Here is a 22551-nt window from a genome sequence, read left to right on the forward strand (position 1 = left end):
TCGTGGGGAGAGTGGTGCGGGGTGCGAAATGCGGGGTGGGAGCGGCGGCCGCAGGCCCGTACGCGATCGGTACGGGCCTGCGGCGGCACGCTTAAGGACGGCGCAGCGCGTCGGCGGCTCCTGCGCCGCCGAGCAGGGTCTGGACGCCGTCCAGGTCGGTCAGCTGGGCGGCCGCGCTGCCGCGGCCGGCGGGCTGCTGCCGACCGGAGGCGATCTCCGCCTCCAGGAGGTGCTTGCCGAGCAGCTGCGGGTCGGGCAGCTCCATCGGGTACTCGCCGTCGAAGCAGGCCCGGCAGAGCCGGTCCTTGGGCTGGGTGGTGGCCTCCACCATGCCCTCTATCGAGATGAAGCAAAGCGAGTCGGCGCCGAGCGACTTGCCGATCTCCTCGACCGTGAGGCCGTTGGCGATCAGCTCGGCGCGGGTGGCGAAGTCGATGCCGAAGAAGCACGGCCACTTGATCGGCGGCGAGGAGATCCGGATGTGGACCTCGGCGGCGCCCGCCTCGCGGAGCATCCGCACCAGGGCGCGCTGGGTGTTGCCGCGGACGATCGAGTCGTCGACGACCACCAGCCGCTTCCCGGCGATGACCTCCTTGAGCGGGTTGAGCTTGAGCCGGATGCCCAGCTGCCGGATGGTCTGGCTCGGCTGGATGAAGGTGCGGCCGACGTAGGCGTTCTTCACCAGGCCGGAGCCGTACGGGATGCCGCTGGCCTCGGCGTACCCGATCGCGGCCGGGGTGCCCGACTCCGGGGTCGCTATCACCAGGTCCGCGTCGGCCGGGGCCTCGGCGGCGAGCCGGCGGCCCATCTCCACCCGGGAGAGGTGCACATTGCGCCCGGCGATGGAGGTGTCCGGACGGGCCAGGTAGACATACTCGAAGACGCAGCCCTTGGGCCTGGCCTCGGCGAAGCGGGACGCCCGCATGCCGTTCTCGTCCACCGCGATCAGCTCGCCGGGCTCCACCTCGCGGATGAAGCTGGCGCCGACGATGTCCAGGGCGGCCGTCTCGGAGGCGACCACCCAGCCGCGCTCCAGCCGGCCCAGCACCAGCGGGCGGATGCCCTGCGGGTCGCGGGCGGCGTACAGGGTGTTCTCGTCCATGAAGACGAGCGAGAAGGCGCCCTTGACCGCAGGCAGCACCTGGCGGGCCGTCTCCTCGATGGAGAGGTCCGGGTGGCCGGCCAGCAGCGCGGTCACCAGGTCGGTGTCATTGGTCGCCGCAGTGCGCCCGGAGCGGGAGACGTGCTCCTCGCCGGGCAGCTCGGCGACCATCCGGGACAACTCGGCGGTGTTCACCAGGTTGCCGTTGTGGCCGAGGGCCAGCGAGCCGTGCGCGGTCGCCCGGAAGGTCGGCTGCGCGTTCTCCCACACCGAGGAGCCGGTGGTGGAGTAGCGGGCGTGACCCACGGCGATATGGCCGTTCAGGGAACCGAGGGAGGTCTCGTCGAAGACCTGGGACACAAGCCCCATGTCCTTGAAGACCAGGATCTGGGAGCCGTTGCTCACTGCGATGCCCGCGGACTCCTGTCCGCGGTGCTGCAGGGCGTACAGCCCGAAGTAGGTGAGTTTGGCGACCTCCTCGCCCGGGGCCCAGACTCCGAAGACGCCGCAGGCGTCTTGGGGGCCTTTCTCGCCGGGAAGAAGATCGTGGTTGAGTCGTCCGTCACCACGTGGCACGTCTTCGAGTCTAGGGCAGGCGGCGGCGCCCGGCCGAACGGGGGATCGGCAGCAGCCCGATTGACGCGCGTAGAGGGCCCTGGTGTCGGCAATTCCGGCGAGGTTACGGCCTGCTGTCGCACGGTCGTACGAGCAGCGGTGCAGGCCCGCTCAGCGGCCTTGCGCCTGGGATGCGCGGGACTGCGGACCGCTGCGGACCGGACGTCGGCGGACCGGCCGACATGACCCTGGTCACATCCGCCCTTCACTCGTCCGGGTGATCCCGGAGCGGCCCTCTTGCGGGGGTGGGTGGCCCGCGACTTACGGTGACTGCGGACTGACCGGTGCGACTGGGGTGGGCACGCACGGTCGTCCGTCGTCTGCCTTCCTCCCGTACCGCCATTCGACGACGGGAGGAGCTGACCATGGCAGGCTCACCGAGCGCCCTGCACGGGCTCGCCGCACGGCTGCGGCTGCTGGCCGAGGAGATGGACGGCTGCGCGCACCGGTTGCGCACCGGGGCTGCGGGGGCGGAGGAAGCCCTGCGACGGCAGATGCGGCAGCGGGTGCGCGACGCCCCGATCGCCGCCGACCGGCTGCGGCACGCCTCAGCGGCGGCCCAGGCGTACGCATACCGGCTGGAGGCCGTGCTGGCTCACCGGGTGCGGCTGGCCAGGTTCGCCGCGGGCCAGGCCGGGGCGGTGCGGCGATGAGCGGGCCGATCGCCGGGGCCCGGGTGTGGGGCGACGCCGCTCGGGCCGTACGGGACATCGCGCGGCGGACCAGTGAGGTGGCCCGCGAGCCCGCGCTGACCGCCTGCGCGGCCCTCTGCCCGGCCGAGGCCACCCGGGTCCACCAACTGCTGCGGCGCGCACTGCACGACCGCCACGGCGGCTTGGTCCCGCTGGCCGAGGGCCTGGCCCTGGACGCGGCACGGCTGGCCCGCAGCCGGGGCGGCGGCCCAGCCGAGTACGGGGGCGCGCGCCGACAGGTCGCCTCGCTCACCGCTCACCGACACGGCGGCGCGGATGCCCGACACGGCGCCGGACCGGCCGGGGACGGGTCAGCCGGGTGCGGGGGCGTGGCTGCTCCGCTCAGCGCCGGACCGGCGGCGGGCAGGTCAGCCCAGTACGGGGAGGTAGCCCGACAGGTCGCTTCGCTCACCGCTCGCGGACACGGCGGCGTCCTCGACCGCGTCGGCCCAGGCCACCCTGCCGGTGGCCAGCCGGAGCCAGGTCAGCGGGTCGGTCTCCACGACGTTGGGCGGAGTGCCACGGGTGTGCCGGGGGCCGGCCACGCACTGCACCACGGCGTACGGCGGCACCCGCAGCTCGACCGCGCCACCGGGCACCGCCTCGGCCATGGTGTCCGCCAGCAGCCGGGTCGCCGCCGCCAGCGCCTGCCGATCGTGGCGGAATGCCTCCGGCGCTGCCATCGGGCTGTCCACCGCCTGCGCGCGGGCGGCTCGGCCGACCGCCTCCGCCAGGTCGTCGGCGCGTACGACGGTCTCCAACAGCCGGGTCACCAGGTAGTCGGTGAACAGCATCGGCCCGAACGAGACGGCGATGCGGCGCCCCGGTTCGGCTGCCTCCGGTCCCGCCAGCAGCGCCAGCAGGGCGTCCGCAGCGCGGTCGAACGCCGACGCGAGGTCGCCGGGGGCCACCACGGCCTCCGGGCGCGCTGCCTCGGTGCCCTTCTCCTCCGCCGCCCGACCGGCCAGCGCCCAGGCGGTGGGAGTGCCCGGGTCACCCTCCGGCACCGGCTCCTGCAACTGAGCCGGCACTGCGGCCAGCTCGGAAGCCAGCTGCGCCACGAGGTCCCATACGGCCCGGTCCCCGCGCCGGGTCGGGGCGCTCAGCAGCGCGTCGGCCTGCGGATGCGCACACAGGCTGTGGACGGCTTCGCGCAGCGCTTCGATCTGGGCGACCAGCGCGGTCCTGACCCGGCCCGGGTCGTAGCTGCGAGTACGGCGGGCGTTCTTGCGGGCACTGGACGGCGGCATGCGCCGAGCCTAGCCAGCCGCCGTCCTGGCCGACCGGCCGACCGCTCTCAGCGAAGCCCGGCTCCCCGGAGCGCCGGGCCGGGCCCCCATGCCTCGGCAAGCGCCGAGCCACACCGACCGACAGCGCCCGGCCCCACCGGCGCGAACTCTCCCCGGGCCACGACACGCTCAGGCGCCGACGGCCTCGCCAGCGACGCCGCCGGCCCCACCACCCACCGGACCACCACCGACACCGCCGGCACCCACGTCGGGGCCGGTGGCGGCGCGGAGGTCGATGACGGCCTGCTCGTCCGCCTGGGTGGCCTCTTCCTGGGCCGCCCGGACCTCCGCTGCGGTCTGGGTGGCCGCGCTCTGGCGCAGGCCGGTGGTGGCCGGGTCGGCGTCCGGGTCCGGCGGGATCTCCACGCTGCCGTCCGGGTGCACCTGGAACCCCTGGCCCTCCGCCGAGTCCAGCGCACCCAGCAGGTGCAACTGCGCCGCGCGGAACTCGTCGGCGGCGCGCTCCAGGGCGGCGGAGATCGCCGCGGCCCGCTGCTGCGCCGCCTCCAGCTCCTGGAGTTCGGCCTCCATTCGGGCCTGGGCGCCGGTCGCCGCCGGCCCGGTCCAGCCGCTGCGGTCCACTCCCCCGACCACATTCACCCGGAACTCGTCCGCGATCTCCGCCAGACAGCCGGAGTGCTGCCGCCATTCCGCTGCGGCCTCCAGCACTCCGTCGACCCGGGCCGACTGGATCTGCGCGATGGTCAGCATCCCCGTCACACCGCCATGCTGCCGTGCACATCGCGCTCGGTCCCGCGATACGCCTCAGCGGTTCGGTGCAGATCGGCCCCGGTGGTGTCCAGCTCCTGCGCGAGGGCGCGCAGCCGACTGCTCCAGGCCGAGCTGGTGCGTTCCAGCTCCTGGGCGGTCTGCCAGCCCGGCAGGCCGCTCGCCGCCTCGGTGTCCGCCTGGACCACCCGGGGGAGGTCCTGCCTCACCTGCTGTCCGCACTGCTGGGACGCCGTGCCCGCCTGGTCCAGCGCCGCAGGGTGCACCGCGAATCCGCTGCCACCTGCCCCACCCGCATCCCGCATTGGCGGTGCCCTCCCCGTTCGACCGGCCGCCGTCGTCGCCTCGGCTGCCACGAAGGCAGCCACCCTGGACGACGTACGGCGCGGGTGGCCGGTTCCCCGGCCGGAGGGGCGGCAGGCCCGTGCCCCCGGGCGCGGACGCTCGGGGGCACGGGTGGAGGACGGCGGGTTCTGGCCCCTCGGCTCAGCCCAGCAGCGCCGGGAAGGTGGCCTCGTGCGCGGTACGCAGCTCGTCCAGCGTGACGCTGAACTGCCCCTGCACGTCGATGCGGTCGCCGTCCACCACGCCGATGCGGGTGGCCGGCAGGCCACGGGCACCGCACATGTCGGTGAAGCGAAGCTCCTCGCTGCGCGGCACCGCGACGATCGCCCGGCCCGCCGACTCCGAGAAGAGCAGGACGAACGGGTCGGTCCCCTGCGGGACGACGATCCGGGCGCCCCGGCCGCCCCTGAGGCAGCTCTCCGCCAGGGCCTGGGCCAGGCCGCCGTCGGAGAGGTCGTGCGCCGCGTCGATCATGCCGTCGCGGGAGGCCGCGATCAGGATCTCGGCCAGCAGCCGCTCGCGCTCCAGGTCCACCTTGGGCGGCAGCCCGCCGAGGTGGTCATGGGCGACCTGCGCCCAGGCGGAGCCGCCGAGCTCGTCCTCGGTGTCACCGAGGAGGTAGACGAGCTGCCCCTCCTCCGCGAATGCCATCGGGGTCCGCCGGGTGACATCGTCGATCACGCCGAGCACGCCCACCACCGGGGTCGGGTGGATGGCCACGTCACCGGTCTGGTTGTAGAGCGAGACATTGCCGCCGGTCACCGGGGTGCCCAGCACCTGGCAGGCGTCGGCCAGGCCCCGGCACGCCTCCGCGAACTGCCACATGACCGCCGGGTCCTCGGGCGAGCCGAAGTTGAGGCAGTCGGTGACGGCCAGCGGCTTGGCGCCGGTGGCGGCGACATTGCGGTACGCCTCGGCAAGCGCCAGCTGGGCGCCGGTGTACGGGTCGAGCTTGGCGAAGCGGCCGTTGCCGTCGGTGGCGATGGCGACGCCGAGGTTGGTGTCCTCGTCGATCCGGATCATGCCGGAGTCCTCGGGCTGGGCGAGGACGGTGTTGCCGAGCACATACCGGTCGTACTGGGAGGTGATCCAGGACTTGTCGGCGTGGTTGGGGTGCGCGGCGATGGCCAGCAGGGTGGCCTTGAGCTCGTCGCCACTGGCCGGGCGCTTGAGGCGCTCGGCGGTGGGGGCGTCGGCCTGGAGGTCGTCCTGCCAGTCGGGGCGGGCGTACGGCCGGTTGAGGACCGGGCCCTCGTGGGCGACGGTGCGCGGCGGCACGTCCACAATCTGCTCGCCCTGCCAGAAGATCTCCAGCCGCTCGCCGTCGGTGACCTCACCGATGACGGTGGCGATCACGTCCCACTTCTCGCAGATCTCCAGGAAGCGCTCGACCTTGTCGGGCTCCACGACGGCGCACATCCGCTCCTGCGACTCGCTCATGAGGATCTCCTCGGGCGAGAGCGTGGAGTCGCGCAGCGGTACGACGTCCAGGTCGACGCGCATACCGCCGGAGCCGGCCGAGGCCAGCTCGCTGGTGGCGCAGGAGAGGCCGGCGGCGCCGAAGTCCTGGATGCCGGTGACGAGCTTCTCTCGGAAGACCTCCAGGGTGCACTCGATGAGCAGCTTCTCCTGGAAGGGGTCACCGACCTGGACGGCGGGCCGCTTGGCCGGCTTGGCGTCGTCGAAGGTCTCGGAGGCGAGGATGGAGGCGCCGCCGATGCCGTCGCCGCCGGTGCGGGCACCGTAGAGGACGACCTTGTTGCCGGTGCCGGACGCCTTGGCCAGGTGAATGTCATCGTGCTTCATCACCCCGACGCAGAGCGCGTTGACCAGCGGGTTTCCCTGGTAACAGGGGTCGAAGACGACCTCGCCGCCGATGTTGGGCAGGCCGAGGCAGTTGCCGTAGCCGCCGATGCCGGCGACGACGCCCGGCAGCACCCGCTTGGTGTCCGGGTGGTCGGCGGCGCCGAACCGCAGCGGGTCCATCACGGCGATCGGGCGAGCGCCCATGGCGAGGATGTCGCGGACGATGCCGCCGATGCCGGTGGCCGCGCCCTGGTAGGGCTCGACATAGGACGGGTGGTTGTGCGACTCCACCTTGAAGGTGACCGCATAGCCCTGGCCCACGTCGACCACGCCGGCGTTCTCGCCGATGCCGACCAGCATGGCGTCGGAGGCCGGGGCCTTCTCGCCGAACTGCTTGAGGTGGACCTTGCTCGACTTGTACGAGCAGTGCTCGGACCACATGACGGAGTACATGGCCAGCTCGGCGCCGGTGGGGCGGCGGCCGAGGATGGTGCGGATGCGCTCGTACTCGTCCTGCTTGAGCCCCAGCTCGGCCCAGGGCTGCTCGACGTCGGGGGTCTCGGCGGCGTAGGTGACGGTGTCGAGGTGCTTCTGCGACATCAGGCGTTGACCAGCTTCTTCAGGATCGAGGTGAAGAACCCGAGGCCCTCGGTGCCGGGGCCGGTGAGCGGTTCGACAGCGTGCTCGGGGTGCGGCATCAGGCCGACCACGTTGCCGGCGGCGTTGCTGACGCCGGCGATGTCGCGGTACGACCCGTTGGGGTTGACGTCCAGGTAGCGGGCGACGACCCGGCCCTCGGCCTCCAGGGCGTCCAGGGTGTGCTCGTCCGCGACGAAGCGGCCCTCGCCGTTCTTCAGCGGGACGGTGATCTCCTGGCCCTGGGTGTAGTCGGAGGTCCAGAGGGTGGCGGTGCTCTCGATCCGCAGCTTCTGGTCACGGCAGACGAAGTGCAGGCTGTCGTTGCGGGTGAGCGCGCCCGGCAGCAGGTGGGACTCGCACAGCACCTGGAAGCCGTTGCAGATCCCGAGCACGGGCAGACCGCCCTTGGCCTGCTCGATGATGGTGTCCATCACCGGCGAGAAGCGGGAGATGGCGCCGCAGCGCAAGTAGTCGCCGTAGGAGAAGCCACCGGGCAGGACCACCGCGTCGACCTGGTGGAGGTCGCGGTCACGGTGCCAGAGGGCGACCGGCTCGGCGCCGGCGAGGCGTACCGCGCGCTGGGCGTCGCGGTCGTCGAGCGAACCGGGGAAAGTGACGACGCCGACGCGGACGGTCACTTCGCCTCCTCCTCGACGCGCACGGTGAAGTCCTCGATCACGGTGTTGGCAAGGAAGGTCTCGGCTGCTTCCCGGATACGGTCCAGGGTGGCCTCATCGGCCGGACCGTCCAGCTCCAGTTCGAAGCGCTTTCCCTGGCGGACGTCGGAGATCCCGGCAAATCCGAGGCGCGGCAGTGCACGCTGCACCGCCTGGCCCTGGGGGTCGAGGATCTCCGGCTTGAGCATGACGTCGACGACGACGCGTGCCACTGGCACTCCCGATGTTGGTGCGTGTGGGCGGGAACCCCAGAATACCTAGGGTTTCGGGCACTCCGGCGGCCCGGCAGTCGCAACGCGCGTAGACAGTGCCCTGCCGCTGACCTGCCGCGCCACCTGCGACGCTCCGGCCGCGATCACTGGGAAATGCACCTCTTTTGCCGGATTCCGTACCTCGGAGCGACGCCACGGAAGGCCCTCGGGAACGGCGTCATTACCGGCACTCCGGGCAGATCGGCCCACAGATCACTCGTACATCGGCGGGGGTATCGACCGGTATCACCGGAGCGGCCGAACCGTACGGATATTCCACCGCAGAAAAGTCGAGGGTTCAATTTCCGACCGGTTTTGGTGCAGAATAAGGGGCACCGGTTGCGGCAGGCGGTTCGCGACAGGCGGAGCGTCACGCCCGTGCGGCGAACCTCACGGCAGCCGGTGCACTCCGGGCCGCCCAGCGCCTTCGGCACTTCAGCGGCCGCATTGCCCGAGAGGATTGACACCCATGGCTCAGCGTGTAGTGGTCACGCTCTCCGACGACCTGGACGGCGGTGCGGCGGCGGAAACCGTCCACTTCGGCGTCGACGGGAAGTCGTACGAGATCGACCTGTCGGTCGACAACGCCGAGAAGCTCCGGGAGGTCCTCGCCCCTTATGTGGCGGCGGGCCGTCGGCAGAGCCGTTCCGGCAAGTCGTTCCGCCGTACCGCCCTTGCACCGGACCCGGCCGCGGTCCGTGCCTGGGCACAGTCCCGGGGCATGGACCTGCCGGCCCGCGGCCGGATTCCCAAGCATGTGTACGAGAAGTTCGCCGAGGCCAGCTGAGGCAGCCGTCCCGCCGCCGCACCCGCCGTCCAGGTGGGCCACGGCGGCGGGGTCGCAGCAAGCACCCCGATGGATGGGGTAGAGTACTTCTCGTCGCCGCAGACCGAAAGGGAAGCGGAGGCGGGTGCCCCAGGCGCCAGGCGGACGTGGCTCAGTTGGTAGAGCATCACCTTGCCAAGGTGAGGGTCGCGAGTTCGAATCTCGTCGTCCGCTCTCAGTCGTACAAATGTGCCGTTCCTCACATCGGGGAGCGACACCATACAGATCATGCGGACGTGGCTCAGTTGGTAGAGCATCACCTTGCCAAGGTGAGGGTCGCGAGTTCGAATCTCGTCGTCCGCTCCAGACCCGGAGGCCCACTCGGAAGAGTGGGCCTCCGGCGTTTCCGCGTGCCGTCGCACGCCCACCGGTCACCCCCGGTCGCCCCCCGGTCGCGGGGGCGCCATCGCGCCCCCGCAACCGGCCGGGGTCAGGCCCAGGTGGTACCGGTGAGCCGCTCGTACGCCTCCACGTACTTGGCCCGGCTGCGCTCGACGATCTCGTCCGGCAGCGGCGGCGGGGGCAGCTCGCCGGTGCGGTCCCAGTCGGCAGCCGGGGAGGTGAGCCAGTCCCGGATGAACTGCTTGTCGAACGACTGCTGGGGCCGGCCCGGCTGCCAGCTGTCGGCGGGCCAGAAGCGCGAGGAGTCCGGGGTCAGCACCTCGTCCGCGATGACCAGGCCGGGGCTGTCCTTGTCGCCGTCCGGGTCGAGGCCGAACTCGAACTTGGTGTCCGCCAGGATGATGCCGCGCGCCCGAGCGATGTCCCTGGCCCGGCTGTAGACGGCCAGCGTCACCTGGCGCAGCTGGGCGGCCGCCTCCGGGCCGACCTGCCGGGCGACCTCCTCGTATGACACGTTCTCGTCGTGCTCGCCGACCTCGGCCTTGGTGGCGGGGGTGAAGATCGGCGCGGGCAGCTCGGAGCCGTCGACCAGCCCCTCCGGCAGCGCCAGCCCGCACACGGTGCGGTCCCGGACGTACTCCGCCAGCCCGGAGCCGGTGAGGTAGCCACGGGCGACGCACTCCACCGGCAGCATCTCCAGGCTGCGGCAGACCAGGGTGCGGCCCTTCCAGTCGGCGGGGGCGCCGGGCGGGAGGTCGGTGGACAGCACATGGTTGGGGACCAGGTCCGCGAGCTGGTCGAACCACCACAGGGAGAGCTGGGTGAGGATGCGGCCCTTGTCCGGGATGTCGGTGGGGAGCACCCAGTCGTACGCGGAGGTTCGGTCGCTGGCGACCATCACCAGCTCGCCGGAGTCGTTCCGGTAGAGGTCGCGCACCTTGCCGGTGTGGATGTGAACCAGTCCGGGCACCTGCACCGGCTCAGGCTTCTCGACGAATCCGCTCAACGGTTCTGTCCTCGTGATCGTGGGCTGCCTCCTGGGAGTCTTTCACGCGGTGCGGGAGGCCGCCCCGGTCACCCGCCCCGGTACCGCTCCCGAGGTGAGGCCGATCACGGACGCCGGTGCGGGCGCGACCGGGCTGGGCGTGTCGCCGTCCACGGCCGGGTCGGCGACCACCACCCGGTCACCCTCCCGCAGCGCGCCCGCGTCCAGCGGCCGGATCTCGGTCCAGCCGCCGCCGGAGGTGCCGGTCCGCACCTCGACCCGGTGGCGACCCCCGTCGCGGTAGCGGACCACCGATGTGCGGCCGTACCGGTCGGTGGCCAGGGCCGCGGCCGGTACGGCCAGCACCCGGCCCCGGGACGGCGCCGCCTGCACCGTCACCCGGACGTCCTTGGCGGCCAGCCCTGGGTCCAGCTCCTGGTTGGGGCGCACCACCATCGGGTAGCTGCCGCCGGACGCGGCCGGGACGCTGTCCGAGGCGGTGCCGACCTGCTGCACGGTGCCGGGGGTGTCGGCCACCGAGACGACGGTGCCGCTCGCGCTGACCCGGTCGGTGTCGGAGACGATCCTGACCGTCTGGCCGGGCCGCACCAGCCCCCGCTGGTACGCGGGGAGGCCGCTGCGGACCACCAGCCCGTCGGCCGAGACGGTCATCGCGCTGCCGGCCAGTACCGAGCCGACCTCCGCCGCCACCGAGTCGACGGTGGCGGGGAAGCCCTGGAGGTACTGCACCTCCGAGGCGGGCAGCATCGGGCCGTCCGCCGCCTTGGCCGCCGCCAGCCTGCGCTTGGCGGCCGCCAGGTCCTCGCCGCCCCGGGCGACCCGGCGCTCGGCCGCCCGTACCGCCTGGTCGGCGGCGATCCGGTCCGCGCCGGGGAGGCCGCCGCCGCCGACCGGGTTGGCGGCCCGCTGCCGGGCGGCCTCCAGCGCGTCCTGGGCGTCCTGCCGGTCGCGGCGGGCGGCGGTCACCGCCTCCTCGGCCGCCGCCTGCCGGGCGCCGCCGTCGGTCTGGGCGGACTGCGGCTGGTAGCCCTGCCCGGTGTAGAGGGCGGTCAGCGCGGCGGCGGTGCCGGTGCCGAAGTCGGCGTCCTGGTCGCCGCCGGTGCGCAGGCCGAGGCCGCGCAGCGCCTTCTGGAGTTGGAGGACGTCCTGCCCGTGGTCGCCCGGCCGCAGGTCGCGGTAGGCGGGCAGCGCGCCCGGCAGCGCGAAGACCGGGCGTCCGGAGATCTCGACCAGCACCCGACCGGCGGCGACCGTCTGGCCGGGCCGTACCGGCAGCTTGGTCACCACGGCCCGTACCGCATCGGCGCGGCCGCCGGTCGGCACTGTCACCTGGACCGTCTGAGCGGGCGTCACCGTGCCCCGGGCGGTCACCGACCCGTCCAGCGCCCTGCGCAGCACGGTGGCCGTCCGTACGCCCCCGGGGCCGCCGACGGTCAGCCAGGCCGCCACCGCGCCGCTGGCCAGCAGCACCACGCCGGCCACCAGCGCGGCCGGCAGCTTCCGCTCGCGCGGCCAGCGGAGCCACCGGTGCTGTGCCCGGGTGGGGGTCTGGCCGCCGCCCGCCGTCTCGGGTGCCTCGGGCCTCGGCTCCGCCGTCCTGAGCCCCGTCGTCTGCTCGTCACCGCCGGACATCCGGGGCCCCTCTCCGTTCCGCGCGCGCCTGCCGGGGCGGGTCGGCTGCCGCAGACCAGGCATACCGTCATATTCCGCCCGTAAGGCGACGAATATCACCCCGGCGTCACCCGGTGCCGGACCCACGCCGCCGGGCCCGGCTCCGCAGCCCGGCCGGCGCAGCGCGCCCGCAGCGGGAGGGGGCTCCCAGCGGTGGTCCAGTCGTGCCTGGCTCTCGGCCGCGCCTGGCTCTCAGGTCGCACCCGGCTCTCAGTCGCGCTTGCAGATCCGGTCCAGCAGATTGGCGGTGGCCCGCTGGATGCGGTCGTCGGTGTGGTCGGGCCGGTCCAGCGCCGGCGACCAGGCGAAGGTGCCGGAGGCGAACACCCAGGCGCCGCTGGGCGCGCGGTAGAGCGAGGTCTCCTGGTGGCGGCCGATCCCGGCGGCGTCGGTGTACGGGGAGTGCGCCAGCAGGATGCGCTCGGTGTGCTCCGGCAGCGCCACCCGGGGGAAGTAGTGGTCCGCCTCCCCGGCGACCAGCCCCGGCACCGACTCCCCCTCCCGCACTCCGGTGCCCTCCCAGAGCCAGTGGTGGGCGTTGCGCACCACCAGCGGCGACGGCTCCGGCACCCGCCCGGCGTACTGGACGCCCATCAGGTGCTGCTCCGGCTCGCCCGCGTCCCGCCACAGGGCGGTACGGGCCCCGGGCGCACCCTGGTAGGACCCGCCGGGGCCGGGCTTGCGCCGCTTGCGGCAGCTGACCAGCCGGTCCATCTCCCCGGCGGCGGAGCGGGTCAGCTCGACGCGCCAGTACATGGTGTTGGCGGAGAGGAAGACCAGCGACGTCCCGGCGGCCCGCGCCCGCTCGGCGGCCCGCCGCATCGGCTCCGACCAGTACTCGTCGTGGCCGGGGAAGATCAGCCCCCGGTAGCGGGTCGGGTCCACCTCGCCCGCGTGCAGGTCGGTGGCGGTGGCGTACGCGAGGTCGTAGCCGTACCGCTCCGCCCAGCGGACGAAGTCATAGGCGTGCCCGACGTGCAGCGGCATCCCGGCGCCCGCGTACGGCCGGTCGAAGGAGACGGTGATGGCCGCGTCCTCCTCGCCGAGCAGCCGGCCGTTCTCGTCCCAGGCGTGGTACAGCGAGGCGCCGGTGTGGCCGTCCTCCGGGAAGAGGTTGTACGCCTGCCAGGTGACGTCCGGCAGGAGCAGCAGCAGGTCGGCCGGGCGGTCGTCCCGCACGGTGAAGGGGATGTGGCTGCGGTGCCGGGTGTCGACGGTGGTGAGCACCGCGACGTACGCCCCCGGCTGCCAGTGCGCCGGGATGTGCAACCGCCAGGAGAGCCACCAGTGGTGGCAGGAGACGGTGCGGCCCGCCACCAGCGGGGGCGGCTGCTTGAGGCCGGACACGCCCGGACCTGCGGTCATGTGGTGGGCGCCGGCGCCGCCGTAATGGCCGATGCGGTAGACGTCCACGGTGAACTCGCGCGGCGGGTTGACGCTGACCCGCAGGTCGACCGAGCCGCCGGGCCGGACGACTCCGGCCGAGGGGAAGCCCTTGATCTGGCAGTCGACGTCGTCCGAGTTGCGCGGTGCACCGACCGAGCCGCCCCCGTCCAGGGCGCGCCGGGCGCCGGGCAGCAGTTGCTGGCCCGGGGCGCCCAGGTCGACGTACCAGGGGACCACCGTCCCCACGGCGTCGGGGCCGGAGCCCTCGACATAGGTGTCGGCGCCGCGCAGCCAGGGCAGCGGCCCCTGACCGAAAGGGTCGGTCACCCCGTGTGCGAGCGCACCCGACTCCCAGCGGCGGATCTGATCCGTCCCCACTAGTTCCTCCTGGACCCGGCGCAGACGCGCGGGTGTGCGGCGACCGGCACCGGTCGCCCTTGCCCAGCGCGGGACAAGCACATCACATCCCGCCACCGTTGTGTCACCCCCCGTGTAGCTGAATATGCCAGAGGCATGTACCTCCGGATGTTCACCGCCGATCCGGGCGGCGGATCAGCGAAGCCGGACCGGGTTCGCCAGCCGTACACCGACGCCTTCCAGCCACCCGCGCAGCGGCCCGTCGTCGCCGTGCTCGACGGCGCGGGCGACCGGGGCCGCCAGATCGGTGCGGCGGGCGCCGCCGACCAGCAGCACCGGACCGTCCAGCCAGTCGAGGCCGGGGGCGGCGCCCGCGGTGTCGGCGGCGGCGCAGCAGACCATCGCGGTGACGTGGTCCATCAGCAGGTCACGGCCGGTACGCGGGGGCGCCAGCTGGACGACCGGCCCTTCGTCGCCGTCGTCGGAGTCGGGGTCGGCCGAGCGGGCCGCCAGGCCCGGCCCGGTGGCCCCGGTGGCCCCGGCGGCCTCGGTGGGCCCGGCGGCTTCGGTGGACGGGGGCGGCGGGCCGGCGGCGGGGCGGGCGGCCAGCTCCGCCGCCAACCGGTCGCCGTCGCCCGCCCGCAGCCGCTCCAGCACCCGGGCGACATCGGGCCCGGTGGTCACCCGAGCGCGTGTATCGGCGGGCGTGTCGCGCCCCGGGGCGGAGTGCGGCGGACGCGGCCCGGCGCCGCCCGGGGCGAGCCGGTCGACGGCGGCGTGCAGGGCGGCGGCCTGGGCGCGCCAGATCCGGTCCACCACCTGCCCGGGATACTCCTCCCAGCCGATCAGGCTCCAGCCCCCCGCCCCGGCGCCCGCGCCGCGCGGCAGGCCGTGGAAGAGCCGGGCAGCCAGCAGCGAGGTCGCCTCGTCGACGGCGCCGGGGTCTTCGAGCAGGTCACAGGCGGGCCGGTCGGCCAGCCGCCGTTCGTACCCCTCGGCGAGCCGGTCGCGCCGGGACAGCTCGGTGAGCGCGGCCACCACGCCGGTGTTCAGCCGGGCGGGGAGTCGGCGGATGCGCCAGGCGGGCAGCGCGACCCTGGTCAGCAGGCGGTCCCAGCCCGCGTAGGCCAGCCCGACCTGCTCCTGTGCGGCGATGCGCAGCCCGTAGTCGACGGCCTGGGCCTGCTCGGAGGCCCAGCCGGCCACCGCGCGCTCCAGCTCGGCGGCGTGGCCCCGGCAGGCGGCCAGCAGGGCGCGGGTGACCCGGTCGAGCACCGCCAGGGCGGGGCGGCGCAACATCCGGCGCGCGGCGGTGGCCGATGCGCCCCCCTGCCCGGCTGCGCGCCCCCGTCCGGCCGCGCGCCCCCGGCGTACGGCGGCCCCGGCGGCGTCCAGGCCGCGGACGAAGCGGCGGGCGGCGGCGATCTCCGGGTCGGCGGAGGCGGCGGTGCCGGCCACCACCGGGGCGAGCAGCGCCCGCAGCTCGGGGACCCGCATCCACCAGAGGAACGGCGAGCCTATGACCAGCACCGGAGCGGGGGACGCCGGGCGGCGGCCGGGCGGGCGGCGATGCGCGGCGGTCTCGGGCTCCTCCAACCAGCTGTCGCAGTCGGGGGTGAGCGCGACCGCCGAGGGGGCCGGTACGGCCATCCTGGCGGCCAGGTCGCGGATCAGCCGGTAGAGCTCGGGGGCGTCCTGCTCGGGCACCGTGACGGCGGGGGTGCGCGGCGGTCTGGCCCTGGCGAAGACGGCGGCCACCGCGCCGGCCACCAGCAGGGCGGCGGCGGCCAGGCCGCAGACGATCCAGCGGGCGGTGTCCCAGCCGGCCGCGTCGGGCGACCCGGGGGCGCCGATCCGGCCGGTGAACCGCCCGGCGAGCAGCACGACGGCGACGGCGGCGGGCAGCGCGGCGGCCGCCACCGCCAGGCCGCGGACCCGTAGCACCGCGTGGGCACGTGCCCGTGCCGCGTCGACGCCTGCCACCGTTCGCCACACCCCCTGCCGCCGCCGGGTCGGCCGCCGGTCTGCTCCGGCGGTCGGCCTCGCGGCCCGGTTCGAAGAGTTCAAGAGTTCGAAAAGTTCAAGAGTTCGCAGTCCCGCTTGTACGTCCGTGCACGGGACGGTGGAGAACCGCCTCGGTCCGATCATCGATCGGACCCTCTCCGTGGCGCCTCTGCCCTTGCTGACGCCCGGGTGCGGTGCCGCCGTTCCGGGGTTCCGTCTCCTTCCCCCGAAAGAGGCGGGTGTTCCTGATCCGCAGCATCCCCCCGGTGCGACGCGGCCACCTGCCGACGCTCCCCCGAAGCGGCGGCCCGGAACCGCGGTTCTGCGCACCATAAGGGAGCCGCCCGTCCGCCGTCAGCCGGATGCGCCCGTGATCACTCGAAGGACTGGCGGCGGGCGCCGTTCGGCGCGGGCGGCGGCGGGCGGCGGGGCCCCGGAAACGGATCGGGGGCCTTGGGCCCAGTGAGGTGAGGGGCGGACCCCGCACGACACCGGGCCCAAGGCCCCCACGGCGCGACCGGCGTCAGCCGGCGGCCTTCAGCGCGATGTCGCCGCGGTGGTGCGAGCCGGCCAGCTCGATCCGGGCCACCGCGTCGTACGCCCGGCTACGGGCGGCCTTGAGGTCGGCGCCGGTGGCGGTGACCGAGAGCACCCGGCCGCCAGCCGACAGGATCGCGCCGTCCTCGCCCGCCCGGGTGCCGGCGTGCAGCACATACGCGGTGCCGTCGGCGGCCTCGGCCTCGGCGAGACCGCCGATCGGGTCGCCGGAGCGCGGCGACTCGGGGTAGCCGGCGGCGGCGACCACCACGGTGACGGCGGCGTCGTCGCTCCAGCGCAGCGGCTCGACCTCACCGAGCCTGCCGGTGGCGGCGGCGTGCAGCACCCCGGCGAGCGGGGTCTTCAGCCGGGCCAGGACGACCTGGGTCTCCGGGTCGCCGAAGCGCGCGTTGAACTCGATCACCCGCACCCCGCGCGAGGTGATCGCCAGGCCCGCGTAGAGCAGCCCGGAGAAGGGGGTGCCGCGCCGCCGGAGCTCGTCCACGGTCGGCTGGAGCACGCTCTCCAGCACCTCGTCGACCAGCTTGGGGTCGGCCCACGGCAGCGGCGAGTAGGCGCCCATGCCGCCGGTGTTGGGGCCCTGGTCGCCGTCGCCGACCCGCTTGAAGTCCTGTGCGGGCTGGAGCGGGACGACCGTGGTGCCGTCGGTGACGGCGAAGAGCGAGACCTCCGGGCCGTCCAGGAACTCCTCGATGACCGTACGGCCGCAGGAGGCGGCGTGGGCGAGCGCGGCCGCGCGGTCGTCGGTGACCACCACGCCCTTGCCGGCCGCCAGGCCGTCGTCCTTGACCACGTACGTCGGGCCGAAGGCGTCCAGCGCGGCGGCGGCCTCCTCGGGGGTGGTGCAGACGTAGGAGCGGGCGGTGGGCACCCCGGCGGCGGCCATCACGTCCTTGGCGAACGCCTTGGAGCCCTCCAGCTGCGCGGCCTCCCCGGAGGGGCCGAAGGCGGGGATACCACGGTCGCGTACGGCGTCGGCGACCCCGGCCACCAAGGGGGCCTCCGGGCCGACGACCACCAGGTCGGCGCCGAGCCGGACGGCCAGGTCGGCCACCGCCGAGCCGTCCAGTTGGTCGACCGGGTGCGTCCGGGCGACCTGCGCGATACCGGCGTTGCCGGGGGCGCAGTGCAGCTCGGTGACGTCGGGGTCGTGGGACAGGGAACGGCACAGGGCGTGTTCGCGGGCGCCGCCGCCGATGACAAGGACCTTCACGCCTGGCAAGGGTAGTGCCTGGCCGGTCGGCGGCCGGGGCGCGGGGCCGGGCGGCGGGGTCCGGACGCGGGGCGCCGGGGGTCCGCGGGCCGGTCGGCTGCGGGCGGGAAGCGGTGGAATCAGCGATTTGTCGATTCCGTCACTTTTGAGGCTCTCCGGACACCCACTCTCCCGGGTGAAATCCGACTACCCGGCAAATCGCCCCCGCCTTGGCCTCCCGGGGGCCTTTGCGGCCACCTTCCGGGGCGAAGGCTCCCCACGGTCAGCCATTTGGCGGTAAGAAGTCCTCTTGGAGAACTGCCGGCACCCGGCCGGTACGGCCGCACAGGGAGTCCCACAGGTGAGCCAGCCGGAAATGCAGCCCGAGGAGAACCCCTGGGGCAACGAACCAGGCGAGGAGGACCAGGCCACGGCGATCATCGCCGAGGACCGGTCGCGCCCCCGCCGCACCGACCTGAGCGCACGCCAGTTCCCGCTGGGTGACTGGGGCGAGCCCGCGGAGCGGCTGGAGGAGCTGTACCGCTGGTCGGAGGAGCGGGCCGTCGAGGCGATCGACTGGTACCTGCGCGACCGGGCGTGGAAGCGCCGCACGGCCAGGGCGCTGCGGGTGCTGGCCGCGCTGCTCGCGGTCGGCGGCACGGTGCTGCCGCTGGTCGATCTGACCACGCTGTGGCCGGGCGCCTCGCACTGGGGCTACGTCCTGCTGCTGCTGGCCGGTGCCTGCCTGGGTGCGGACCGGGCGTTCGGCCTCACCTCCGGCTGGATGCGCGACGTCAGCACGGCGCAGGCGTTGCAGCGCCGGTTGGAGGCGTTCCAGTTCGACTGGGCGTCGGAGTGCGTACGCGAGGTGCTCGGCCCCACCGAGGGCACCGCGGCCGAGGCGGCGGAGCGCTGCCTCGGGGTGCTGCGGCGGTTCTGCGAGGACGTCTCGGACATGGTGCGCAGCGAGACGGCCGAGTGGATGCTGGAGTTCCGCGCCGGGATGAGCCGGCTGCCGACCCAGGCGCCGGGGGCGTGGGGCAACCGCAGCGAGGGCAGCCCGGGGGCCCAGGTGCGGGTGCTGCCGACGCCGGGGACCCGGCCGACGATGCCCCGTCAGCGCCCGCCGGAGGGGCCCCTGCGGTAGTCCGCGTGCGGGGCCCGCTCAGGGGCGCGTACCGGTCGGCGCGCGCCCCTGCGGTCGCCGCCCGGCCTGGGCTCAGGCATGGACTGGGAGCTGGGGCCCGGACCACGGGCTCAGGCTCGGGCCCGGACGCGGGATCAGGCGAAGACGATCATCGATCCCTGGCCCAGGCTGCGGACCGCCGCCGCGTGCAGTCCCGCCCAGGCGTGCCGCTCCCGGGCGAACGGGCCCAGGTCGTCCAGCGGCGGGTTGAACGGCTGCTCCAGCTCGGTCGGTCCCAGCGGCCGGGTGGGCCGCGGCGGGGCCGCCGGGTCGATGCCCAGCACCGGCGCCACCGCCTGCAACTCCCGCAGCAGCCCGTGCGCGGAGCCGAGCGGCCCCCCGGCGGCCAGCAGCGACTCGTCGACCAGCGGGGTGGCGAAGTCGACCGGCACATAGGCGCCCGCATGGTCGAAGTGCCAGACCAGGTGCGACTGCTCGGCGGTGCCCTCGAACATCTCCAGCAGTTGCTCGTAGTCGCTGCCCAGCGCCTCCACCGGCGTCACCTCGAAGCCGGTGAGCTGGAGCAGGTAGGCGCGGCGCAGGAAGTGCAGCGAGTCGTAGTCGAAGGCGGCCACCGGTTCCACGTCGCCGCTCAGTCCGGGCATGTACTGGAAGACCGGCACCTCGGGCAGCCCCTGCGCCACCAGCGCGGCGTTGTAGACGTCGAGGTCGTCCCGGAAGGGGTTCTCCGGAGCGTGGCAGAGCACGTCCACCAGCGGGACGAGCCAGATGTCGCAGGCCACAAGCACTCCTGTGCGCTGCTCGCGCGGGGCGTCGGGGGCGGGGGTGACCGTACGCCGTGGCGCTGGACACGCCGGACGGGCACGGACCGCTCACCCTACCGGCCGGGCGCGCCGCGCGGGTCGGGACGAGCGGCGCCGGGTCCTTGGGCGGCGGCAGGTCCCGGGTCCGGCTCGTCCGCCGCCTCGTCGTCCAGCAGCAGCGGCAGCGGCAGCCGTGCCTCGTCGAGCCGATGGCCGCTCAGTTCGGCCATCAGCTCCACCGTCGACCGGTTGTAGGCCAGGATCATCCGGTGCGCCCCGGTGCGGTCCCGCGCCGCGATCCGGTCCACCAGCTCGACATGGCCGGACCAGCACAGCCGCGCCCGGTCGGGATCGGCCCGCAGCTGGGGGGCGGCGTACATCCACGACTGGACCCGCAGCCAGTCCAGGTAGTGCGCGATCCGGGGGTTGCCCAGCAGCCCGCACACCTCCTGCCAGAAGCGGTGGTCGCAGCCGACCAGCACATCCAGCTGCCCGGTCTGCGCGGCGCGGGCCGCCGCCTCGGCACGGCGGCGCACCGACGGCAGCCGCTCCCAGCCGAGGCGGCCCGAGCGGCGGCCCAGGTGGCGGAAGACGCTGTCGGTGAGCATGGTGCGCGCCTCGACGATGTCCAGGAAGTCCTGCCAGGTCAGCGCCGGTACGGCGAAGCCGCGGTGGTGCTCCACCCGTAGCAGGCCCTGGGCGGTGAGGTCGACCAGCGCCTCCCGGGCGGGGGTGGCCGAGACGCCGTAGAGCTCCGCGATCTCCTTGACGGTGAAATGGCTGCCCGCCACCAGCCGCCCGGCCATCATCTCGTCCCGCAGGGCGTTGGCGATCTGCTCGCGGAGGCTGCTGCGCTGCACGGCGGTGCGTCCGCTGCCAGCGGGCATGTGGGCACTCCTCCTCGACGGCCGACCTCCCGCACACCGTACGCGAAGGGCGCGCGAGGGCGGGCGGCAGCCCGTTCCATCGCGGACGAACGGCCGTGTCCGGCCCGGCAGGCGGCCGGACGGCCCGGCGGCGGGCCCGCGTCGGGCCCGCCGCCGGGCGGTCGTCAGACGGTGTGCGCGTCGGCGGCGGTCAGCGCCTCGTCCAGGATCGCCAGGCCCGCCTTGGCCTCCGTCTCCGAGACATTGCACGGCGGGACCACGTGCAGCCGGTTCATGTTGATGAACGGCCACAGACCGCGCTGCTTGCAGGCCGCGGCCAGCTCCGCCATCGGCTGGTTGGCGGCGCCGCCCGCGTTGTACGGCACCAGCGGCTCACGGGTGGCGCGGTCCCGGACCAGCTCCACCGCCCAGAAGACGCCCAGGCCACGCACCTCGCCCACCGACCGGTGGCGCTCCGCCAGCTCCCGCAGCCCGGGGCCGAGCACCTTCTCCCCGATCTCGCGGGCGTTCTCCACGATCCGCTCCTCGCGCATCGCGGTGATGGTCGCGACGGCGGAGGCGCAGGCCAGCGGGTGGCCGGAGTAGGTGAGGCCGCCGGGGTAGGGGCGCTCGGCGAAGGTCGCGGCGATCTTCGCGGAGATGGCGACGCCGCCCAGCGGCACATAGCCGGAGTTGACGCCCTTGGCGAAGGTCAGCAGGTCGGGGGTGACGCCCCAGTGGTCGGCGGCGAACCACTCGCCGGTACGGCCGAAGCCGGCCATCACCTCGTCCAGCACGAAGACGATCCCGTACCGGTCGCAGATCTCCCGCACCCCGGCCAGGTAGCCGGCCGGCGGCACCAGCACCCCGGCCGTGCCGACCACCGTCTCCAGCACGATCGCGGCCACCGTCTGCGGGCCCTCGAAGGCGATCACCTGCTCCAGGTGGGCCAGCGCCCGCTCGCACTCCTGCGCCTCGCTGTCGGCGTGGAAGTGGGAGCGGTAGGCGTACGGCCCCCAGAAGTGCACCACGCCGGAGGTGCCGGTCTCGTTCGGCCAGCGGCGCGGGTCACCGGTGAGGGCGATGGCGTTGGCGGTGGCGCCGTGGTACGAGCGGTACGCGGCCAGCACCTTCTGCCGGCCGGTGTGCAGCCGGGCCATCCGGACGGCGTTCTCGACGGCCTCGGCGCCGCCGTTGGTGAAGAAGATCTTGTCCAGGTCGCCCGGGGTCAGCTCCGCGATCAGCCGGGCGGCCTCGCTGCGTACGTCGATCGCGAAGGCGGGCGCGAAGGTGCACAGCTTGGCGGCCTGCTCCTGGATCGCGGCGACCACCCGGGGGTGCTGGTGCCCGATGTTGGTGTTGACCAGCTGCGACGAGAAGTCCAGGTACTTGTTGCCGTCGTAGTCCCAGAAGTACGAGCCCTCCGCGCCGGCCACGGCGAGGGGGTCGATCAGGCCCTGCGCGGACCACGAGTGGAAGACGTGCGCGCGGTCAGCGGCCTTGACGGCCTGCCCGGCGGAAGGGTCGGCGGGGATGCTCATACCGCCCACCCTAGGGAGCCCGTCCCCGTCCCGGACACTTGCACGGTGTCTGCCGTACCGGGGCGGTCCCGACACCCTGTCACTCAGCCCCGGGCCAGGCGGGCGGTGAGGGCCTGCTTGGCGGGGGGCCACTCGTCGATGAGCATCGAGAAGTAGACGCTGTCGCGCCAGGTGCCGTCCGGATAGCGGCGGTGGCGGCGGGCCACGCCCTCGCGGACGGCGCCGAGGCGGGCGATGGCGTTCTGCGAGCGCTCGTTGCGGTGGTGGGTCTTCCACTGCACCCGGCCGTAGCCCAGCTCCTCGAAGGCGTGGGTGAGCAGCAGCAGCTTGGCCTCGGTGTTGACCGGGGTGCGCCAGTGGGCGCGGCCGTACCAGGTCCAGCCGATCTCCAGCCGTTCGTCGGCCTCGTGGATGTCGCAGTAGGTCGTCCAGCCGATGGCGCGGCCGCCGGCCGGCTCGATCACCGCGAACGGGACGTACGCCCCGCGCTCGGCGTCGGCCAGCAGTGACCGGGCGATGGCGCGCAGCTCGGCCTCGGTGCGCGGGGTCGGGTGCGGCAGCCAGCGCCACACCTCGTCGTCGTCGCCACCGGCGGCGAAGAGGTCCGGCAGGTGGTCGAGGGTGAGCGGTTCGAGGCGGATGTGGCGGCCCTGGAGGACGGTGGGCAGCGGGGTCTTGGCAGGCATGGGGAGAACCTAGCCACCCTT

Annotated in this window: 19 protein-coding genes and 2 tRNA genes; 5 read left to right on the forward strand and 16 right to left on the reverse strand. The window is 74.1% G+C overall.

All coding sequences use genetic code 11. The features are described from left to right. Positions 1-91 precede the first annotated feature (91 nt). The gene (gene purF / locus ACIQGZ_RS00445; protein ID WP_402598352.1) at positions 92-1678 is read right to left on the reverse strand and encodes an amidophosphoribosyltransferase; all 1587 of its coding nucleotides are present in this window, start codon (positions 1676-1678) and stop codon (positions 92-94) included. 404 nt (positions 1679-2082) lie between these two features. Here purF and ACIQGZ_RS00450 point away from each other — a divergent pair, with 404 nt between their 5' ends. Continuing rightward, entirely contained in the window at positions 2083-2370 is a 288-nt protein-coding gene (locus tag ACIQGZ_RS00450; protein ID WP_402598354.1) for a hypothetical protein, read from the forward strand. Between the two features lie 407 nt (positions 2371-2777). Here ACIQGZ_RS00450 and ACIQGZ_RS00455 read toward each other — a convergent pair whose 3' ends face one another. From ACIQGZ_RS00455 to purS, 6 genes are all read right to left on the reverse strand, one after another. Then, the gene (locus ACIQGZ_RS00455) at positions 2778-3659 is read right to left on the reverse strand and encodes a sterol carrier family protein (RefSeq protein WP_402598355.1); all 882 of its coding nucleotides are present in this window, start codon (positions 3657-3659) and stop codon (positions 2778-2780) included. A gap of 168 nt (positions 3660-3827) precedes the next feature. Beyond that, a complete protein-coding gene (locus ACIQGZ_RS00460; RefSeq protein WP_402598356.1) occupies positions 3828-4418 on the reverse strand; it encodes a hypothetical protein in 591 nt (196 codons plus the stop codon). Beyond that, positions 4415-4732 carry a hypothetical protein gene (locus ACIQGZ_RS00465; protein WP_402598357.1) on the reverse strand — a complete coding sequence of 106 codons (318 nt, stop codon included), beginning with the start codon at positions 4730-4732 and terminating at the stop codon, positions 4415-4417. Before ACIQGZ_RS00465 ends, ACIQGZ_RS00460 begins: the two co-directional genes overlap by 4 nt. Before the next feature lie 181 nt (positions 4733-4913). Next, positions 4914-7178: a phosphoribosylformylglycinamidine synthase subunit PurL gene (gene purL, locus ACIQGZ_RS00470; protein ID WP_402598359.1), complete on the reverse strand. Its 2265-nt coding sequence runs from the start codon at positions 7176-7178 to the stop codon at positions 4914-4916. Then, positions 7178-7855, reverse strand: coding sequence for a phosphoribosylformylglycinamidine synthase subunit PurQ (gene purQ / locus ACIQGZ_RS00475; protein ID WP_402598360.1), 678 nt, complete (start codon positions 7853-7855; stop codon positions 7178-7180). Before purQ ends, purL begins: the two co-directional genes overlap by 1 nt. Further along, positions 7852-8106 (reverse strand): phosphoribosylformylglycinamidine synthase subunit PurS, encoded by a 255-nt coding sequence (gene purS / locus ACIQGZ_RS00480; protein ID WP_402598362.1) that lies wholly within the window; start codon positions 8104-8106, stop codon positions 7852-7854. The genes purQ and purS overlap by 4 nt, the downstream gene beginning before the upstream one ends. 508 nt (positions 8107-8614) lie before the next feature. Between purS and ACIQGZ_RS00485 the strand changes: the two genes are divergently transcribed. The 3 genes from ACIQGZ_RS00485 to ACIQGZ_RS00495 all read left to right on the forward strand — a co-directional run bounded on the left by ACIQGZ_RS00485 (position 8615) and on the right by ACIQGZ_RS00495 (position 9277). After that, positions 8615-8932, forward strand: coding sequence for an Lsr2 family protein (locus tag ACIQGZ_RS00485; RefSeq protein WP_402598364.1), 318 nt, complete (start codon positions 8615-8617; stop codon positions 8930-8932). Between the two features lie 140 nt (positions 8933-9072). Beyond that, a tRNA-Gly gene (locus tag ACIQGZ_RS00490) sits at positions 9073-9145 on the forward strand. A 56-nt stretch (positions 9146-9201) separates the two neighbouring features. After that, positions 9202-9277, forward strand: a tRNA-Gly gene (locus tag ACIQGZ_RS00495). 124 nt (positions 9278-9401) lie between these two features. On the opposite strand, the gene ACIQGZ_RS00500 is transcribed toward ACIQGZ_RS00495, so the two are convergent. The 5 genes from ACIQGZ_RS00500 to purD all read right to left on the reverse strand — a co-directional run bounded on the left by ACIQGZ_RS00500 (position 9402) and on the right by purD (position 17508). After that, complete coding sequence (locus ACIQGZ_RS00500; protein ID WP_402598366.1) at positions 9402-10319, reverse strand: phosphoribosylaminoimidazolesuccinocarboxamide synthase; 918 nt, start codon at positions 10317-10319, stop codon at positions 9402-9404. A gap of 42 nt (positions 10320-10361) precedes the next feature. Further along, positions 10362-11951 carry a peptidoglycan-binding protein gene (locus ACIQGZ_RS00505; RefSeq protein WP_402598368.1) on the reverse strand — a complete coding sequence of 530 codons (1590 nt, stop codon included), beginning with the start codon at positions 11949-11951 and terminating at the stop codon, positions 10362-10364. A gap of 249 nt (positions 11952-12200) precedes the next feature. Continuing rightward, positions 12201-13754 (reverse strand): N,N-dimethylformamidase beta subunit family domain-containing protein, encoded by a 1554-nt coding sequence (locus tag ACIQGZ_RS00510; protein ID WP_402598370.1) that lies wholly within the window; start codon positions 13752-13754, stop codon positions 12201-12203. Positions 13755-13928: 174 nt separating this feature from the next. Continuing rightward, entirely contained in the window at positions 13929-15716 is a 1788-nt protein-coding gene (locus tag ACIQGZ_RS00515; RefSeq protein WP_402598371.1) for a hypothetical protein, read from the reverse strand. Positions 15717-16260: 544 nt separating this feature from the next. Then, on the reverse strand, positions 16261-17508 hold the full coding sequence (gene purD / locus ACIQGZ_RS00520) for a phosphoribosylamine--glycine ligase (RefSeq protein WP_402598373.1): 1248 nt from the start codon (positions 17506-17508) through the stop codon (positions 16261-16263). A gap of 340 nt (positions 17509-17848) precedes the next feature. Between purD and ACIQGZ_RS00525 the strand changes: the two genes are divergently transcribed. After that, on the forward strand, positions 17849-18634 hold the full coding sequence (locus ACIQGZ_RS00525) for an SLATT domain-containing protein (protein ID WP_402598374.1): 786 nt from the start codon (positions 17849-17851) through the stop codon (positions 18632-18634). Positions 18635-18768: 134 nt separating this feature from the next. Here the strand turns inward: ACIQGZ_RS00525 and ACIQGZ_RS00530 are convergent, their stop codons facing one another. The 4 genes from ACIQGZ_RS00530 to ACIQGZ_RS00545 all read right to left on the reverse strand — a co-directional run bounded on the left by ACIQGZ_RS00530 (position 18769) and on the right by ACIQGZ_RS00545 (position 22530). Then, positions 18769-19416 (reverse strand): hypothetical protein, encoded by a 648-nt coding sequence (locus tag ACIQGZ_RS00530; protein ID WP_402598375.1) that lies wholly within the window; start codon positions 19414-19416, stop codon positions 18769-18771. 95 nt (positions 19417-19511) lie between these two features. Then, the gene (locus ACIQGZ_RS00535; protein ID WP_402598376.1) at positions 19512-20324 is read right to left on the reverse strand and encodes a GntR family transcriptional regulator; all 813 of its coding nucleotides are present in this window, start codon (positions 20322-20324) and stop codon (positions 19512-19514) included. A 164-nt stretch (positions 20325-20488) separates the two neighbouring features. Next, positions 20489-21844, reverse strand: a complete 1356-nt coding sequence (locus tag ACIQGZ_RS00540; RefSeq protein WP_402598377.1) for an aspartate aminotransferase family protein — start codon at positions 21842-21844, stop codon at positions 20489-20491. 83 nt (positions 21845-21927) lie between these two features. After that, on the reverse strand, positions 21928-22530 hold the full coding sequence (locus ACIQGZ_RS00545) for a GNAT family N-acetyltransferase (protein ID WP_402598378.1): 603 nt from the start codon (positions 22528-22530) through the stop codon (positions 21928-21930). Positions 22531-22551 lie beyond the last annotated feature (21 nt).

This window comes from Streptomyces sp. NPDC092296, from assembly GCF_044755465.1.
In the GTDB taxonomy this organism is placed as follows: domain Bacteria; phylum Actinomycetota; class Actinomycetes; order Streptomycetales; family Streptomycetaceae; genus Peterkaempfera.

What these genes read in the sequence shown, in the direction of transcription:
- ACIQGZ_RS00450 (WP_402598354.1), top strand. Translation starts at nt 2,083, where the DNA reads ATGGCAGGCTCACCGAGCGCCCTGCACGGGCTCGCCGCACGGCTGCGG.
- ACIQGZ_RS00455 (WP_402598355.1), bottom strand. Translation starts at nt 3,659, where the DNA reads ATGCCGCCGTCCAGTGCCCGCAAGAACGCCCGCCGTACTCGCAGCTAC.
- ACIQGZ_RS00465 (WP_402598357.1), bottom strand. Translation starts at nt 4,732, where the DNA reads ATGCGGGATGCGGGTGGGGCAGGTGGCAGCGGATTCGCGGTGCACCCT.
- purL (WP_402598359.1), bottom strand. Translation starts at nt 7,178, where the DNA reads ATGTCGCAGAAGCACCTCGACACCGTCACCTACGCCGCCGAGACCCCC.
- ACIQGZ_RS00485 (WP_402598364.1), top strand. Translation starts at nt 8,615, where the DNA reads ATGGCTCAGCGTGTAGTGGTCACGCTCTCCGACGACCTGGACGGCGGT.
- ACIQGZ_RS00505 (WP_402598368.1), bottom strand. Translation starts at nt 11,951, where the DNA reads ATGTCCGGCGGTGACGAGCAGACGACGGGGCTCAGGACGGCGGAGCCG.
- ACIQGZ_RS00535 (WP_402598376.1), bottom strand. Translation starts at nt 20,324, where the DNA reads ATGCCCGCTGGCAGCGGACGCACCGCCGTGCAGCGCAGCAGCCTCCGC.
- ACIQGZ_RS00540 (WP_402598377.1), bottom strand. Translation starts at nt 21,844, where the DNA reads ATGAGCATCCCCGCCGACCCTTCCGCCGGGCAGGCCGTCAAGGCCGCT.
- ACIQGZ_RS00545 (WP_402598378.1), bottom strand. Translation starts at nt 22,530, where the DNA reads ATGCCTGCCAAGACCCCGCTGCCCACCGTCCTCCAGGGCCGCCACATC.